The following is a 4,439-nucleotide window of genomic DNA, read 5'->3' as shown; positions in this document are numbered from 1 at the left end:
ATAGTGGAGAAAAAAGCTAATGATTTCCATTAGTTTTAGCGAAGCGTACGCTCTATTTGGTAATAAAAACAAGAAATTCAAGACTCTGTTTATAAGCTATGTGAAAAAATATTTACTCTACATCATGACATGGTGAGAACCGTTGATACATCAATGTTTATAGAGGGAGGTTAGTTGAAGAAGCGTAGTATGGTTGAACTGCGAACTAATTAAATACTGTTATACGTCAAATAAAATAAATGCTACCGCCAAACCATACGCCATTGTGTGAATAGATGCCCAAAGAGCATCGTGATGAACCCCTTTAACTTGGTTTTTTGAAGGTTTGGCAATCCGAATTGTATCTATATAAGAAACAATCAATAACGAAACAACTAAGAATTTCAACAAATTCAAACCCCTCTTTCTTATTCGCATTTTATGTCAATAATCCGATTCTTGTTCAGCACAACTCATACACCAAACGCCTTCTTCCGAATCTAAATGATATCCCGTACTTTCTAAGTCGATTTCAACGTTGCACATTACACAATTGTCTTTATGACTTTCATTACGATGTCTCCTCCTGATTCGCTGTATATGTCAACACTTCAATAAGTCTTGTTCAACTAACGGGTGCTTTAGTTGAACAACAGGCTCCCTTTACAGGTTAGCTTTTTCTTATTGAACTAACGGGGCAGTTTAGTAAAAAGTCGTTTAAGATTAACTTAAGGTAATGTAGGAATTCACATCAAAAAATGTGGGGGAATATGCAGATGTTTGAAAAATTTAATTTTGACTTAATTCATCGTGAACGAAATGATGTAACTCCTTTAGTGGTGATGATGTGTGGTGTGGCTGGTACAGGAAAAACTACTTTTTCACAACTATTAGAAAAGGAAGGTTTTGTACGTCTTTCTATTGATGAAGAAATATGGGCTACTAATGGTCGTTGGGGAATTGATTTCCCATTGGATAAATTTGAGGAATACAGGAAAGATGCAGAAAGAAAATTACGCAACCGTTTAATAAAGTTAATTCACGATAAACAACAGGTGGTAATTGACTTCAGTTTTTGGGGTCGTGTAAGAAGGAACCAATATAAAAAACTTATTGAGGATTCTGGCGGTAAATGGAAACTTATCTATTTAAAAGTTCATCCAAATGATTACGTGGACGACTTAAGTTACGTAACAAACGTTTTGATGCAAATTCGTTCCCTATTTCAGAAGAACTTTTAACTTCTTACCTTAATGGTTTCGAAGTTCCAAAAGGTGAAGGAGAAATTGTAATTAAAAATTAGACCTATCAAATAAAAACCACTAAGACTTACTTCAAGTAGGAAAATACTTTATTCTACTTCATGCTTTAGTTAAAGATCATTGGGCTCTTTGACGGCTCTTTTCTTCTTGAACTAACGGGGCAGGTTAATTAGAAAATGTGAATTATTGGACGAAAGGGAAGGGATGCAGGATTAATGTGCTTTTTTGTTGAATTACATTAACAGCAATTTAAATGAATCTATACTGGAGTTAATTATAAAAAAGGGTGAAAGTTTTTATATTATATAAGTTTCATTAGGTCATAATTTAAAGTTTTCGAGAGGGGAAATTATATGATTCCTATTTTAATAGATGTTCCGTTACAAATAGAAACAGACAGACTATTTCTTCGAGCACCACTTCAAGCTGGTGACGGAAATGTTGTAAACCAAGCTATTAAGGATTCAATTAATGAGTTAAAGCAATGGTTGCTTTTATACCAGGCAATTCCTACTGTTGAAGAAACAGAAATTATCCTGAGAAATGCCCATATAGATTTTTTGAAAAGAGAAAGCTTTCGCTATCTTATCTTTCATAAGGGTACTAACGATTTTATTGGAACTGCTAGCCTTCACGGAATTAATTGGAAGATTTCTAAATGTGAAATTGGATACTGGATTAACTCGCAATTTAGTGGCAATGGATATATGACAGAAGCAGTAAGTGAGTTAACTAACCTTGGCTTTCAACAACTCAAATTTAGAAGGATTGAAATAAGATGTGAATCAACGAACTTTAAAAGTCGTTCGATTCCAGAAAAACTAGGTTTTGAACTAGAAGGAACCTTAAGAAATGATGATCTATCCGCAGATGGTAGCAAGCTAACTGACTCTTGTATTTATTCATTAATAAAGTAAACTTCGTGAAAGATGATTTCACTTTAACTAAATGAAGAGATGATCAATAAGGATTTTAGCACGTTCTTATTGAAGTATAGGGGAAGGTTTTGTTGAATAAGGATACACAAAATTTGTTGATAAAGCGGATGCATCCACTTCCACATGATGAAGGAATAAGAACTGGGTGAGTCGAATAAATCATTCGGATTACCCTGCCATGTTGGAGAAAATTAGAAGCTGGAGAGAAATGTATGTCCTACATGAAGGGACACACTTGGTTTATACTTTTTTAGATACTATAGTCAAATTTATTCATCTCTTTTAACTTTGAAGGATTACACTATACATTGAGGGGATTGGTTTTATGCAAGTTGTAGTCGAAATGTTTTTAGAACAACTAGATATGCATTGCTATGAGAATGAGTGGTTTGCATCCATAAATCAGGCGCTTCATGGAGTCATCGCAGCTGAGGCAGCATGGACAAGTCCGGGCAGCAATTCAATTTGGCAGATTGTCAACCACTTGATATTTTGGAATGACGACGTGATCCATCGAATTAAGGGCACAGAGAATCCGCATAAGCCAGAAGAAAATGAAGAAACCTTTGGAAAAGCGGGGGATCCAGAAGACGAAATTGGGTGGGCCCAGACAGTGCAGCGCCTTAGTGAAGTCATGAATAAATTAAAAACGGTCATTGCGGACCTGGATGATGAAAAGCTAAAAGCTCCGTATGCAGCTAACAGGTACTCTGTTGAGCGTTTACTCAGCAATATCATGATGCACGATACGTATCATCTCGGCCAAATTGTTCTGTTGCGAAAGTTGCAATCCTCTTGGAGTGGCGTATGATCTAAACGCAATATGTACAACGACCTTCCCCGCCCAGCCGATTTATATGTAATGACGGTGTGAAGCCCTTTTCATTCTCTATGGTGAAGCAGTGATTTTACTGCTTCATGGTTGGCTATACAGGTGTTGTTAGTTAAATAAGAACTCACGTTTGTAACTTTTTCGAATATTTCATTAATCAACAGTCTGGCGCTTTTCATTAATAAGAAGGCGTCTTTTTACATGGACATCACATTTAGGGATTGAGTTTAATGAGGTGAAAAAAGATTGTGAAGTCCTGTACTTAAACTAACGGGTGCTTTACTTGAAGATCGTTGAGCTGCTATTGTCAGCTCTTTTTTCTAATTCAACTAAAGGGGCAGGTTAGTTCAATAAGCATTAGTGAAAAAAGTATAAGGTGGAATTTCTATGATAGAAAAGAGTAAAAAACATATATGGATAGAAGCTGAAGAGTGGGAAGATGCTGAATGGGATATTGAGGATGAAAATACGGATGTCAAAGTTACTTTTTCAGATCGTACTGTATGGATGGCAACATTTTTTACATACAGAAACATTGAAAGCCATAGAGAAAAGAATGCAGAGTCAGGTGAATGTATGAAAGGAGCCTACTATCAGGCGAGTGATATGGTTTTAATTGATATTGTGAGCAAAGAAAGAATTTATGAAGTAATTAATTATCTTATCGATAACGGTGAATTTGAGTCTGTATTTACTAAGTATCCTGATGTAGATAGTGAAGAGGATTATTTATATCCAGAAAATTTCTTCTTCAACTAACGGGCAGGTTAGTTGAACAAGGTAAGGGGTCATGAAGTATATACTAAATGTAGAAGTATTCTATAAAGGATACATTAATAACCATCGAATAGGAGTAATCACCTTTGAATTATGTTAGATTTTTTATTTATCAATTCATCATATTTTCAGCACTTTTTGTTATCAACATTCCCTTTGGAAAATACATAAGTAAACCATTTACTTCTGTTGATTTAATAGCAATATGTATAAAGTTACTTATCATAGTAATCGTTTATCGAGTATTAAAAAAGATATATAGACGATTCGAGAATATTAGATTACGAAATAAGATATTAATTTCAATACCAATTGTAATATTATCAATCCTGTTTATAGGGTTACTGGAGCAACTGTTCGTTTAGTTTTCTTGATCAACTAACGGGTGCTTAGTTAAAGATCAGTGGGTTGCTTAAGCAGCCCTTTTTCTTATTGAACTAACGGGGCAGCATTCCTGTTTGAAGGATGTTCGAGGTCTTGAAAGAAAAAGAGCCCTCTAGTATGATGCATGAGTGTCAACGACCATTGACCCATCATCAAACAAGGAGGACTTCTCTATGCAGTTTAAATGCAATGAAAAAATTAATCAAGTGACTGAAAATACACTCGTTGTCGGTATGGATATTGCCAAGCGTGTTCATTATGCGTGCT

5 protein-coding genes are annotated in these 4,439 nt (G+C 35.1%); 4 read left to right on the top strand and 1 reads right to left on the bottom strand.

Going from position 1 to position 4,439, the window contains the following annotated elements:
* Positions 1 to 219: 219 nt before the first annotated feature.
* Complete coding sequence (locus C8K15_RS20500; RefSeq protein WP_158268372.1) at positions 220 to 387, bottom strand: hypothetical protein; 168 nt, start codon at positions 385 to 387, stop codon at positions 220 to 222.
* Positions 388 to 755: 368 nt separating this feature from the next.
* Between C8K15_RS20500 and C8K15_RS19675 the strand changes: the two genes are divergently transcribed.
* From C8K15_RS19675 to C8K15_RS19660, 4 genes are all read left to right on the top strand, one after another.
* Positions 756 to 1,220, top strand: coding sequence for a P-loop nucleotide/nucleoside kinase family protein (locus C8K15_RS19675; RefSeq protein WP_233260590.1), 465 nt, complete (start codon positions 756 to 758; stop codon positions 1,218 to 1,220).
* A 374-nt stretch (positions 1,221 to 1,594) separates the two neighbouring features.
* Complete coding sequence (locus C8K15_RS19670; RefSeq protein ID WP_108588083.1) at positions 1,595 to 2,158, top strand: GNAT family N-acetyltransferase; 564 nt, start codon at positions 1,595 to 1,597, stop codon at positions 2,156 to 2,158.
* 346 nt (positions 2,159 to 2,504) lie between these two features.
* Positions 2,505 to 2,990 (top strand): DinB family protein, encoded by a 486-nt coding sequence (locus tag C8K15_RS19665; protein ID WP_108588082.1) that lies wholly within the window; start codon positions 2,505 to 2,507, stop codon positions 2,988 to 2,990.
* 408 nt (positions 2,991 to 3,398) lie between these two features.
* On the top strand, positions 3,399 to 3,770 hold the full coding sequence (locus C8K15_RS19660) for a hypothetical protein (protein WP_108588081.1): 372 nt from the start codon (positions 3,399 to 3,401) through the stop codon (positions 3,768 to 3,770).
* Positions 3,771 to 4,439: the final 669 nt, after the last annotated feature.

The organism is Paenisporosarcina sp. OV554 (assembly GCF_003058165.1).
Lineage (GTDB): Bacteria > Bacillota > Bacilli > Bacillales_A > Planococcaceae > Paenisporosarcina.
This window is presented reverse-complemented; position numbering and strand designations above follow the sequence as displayed.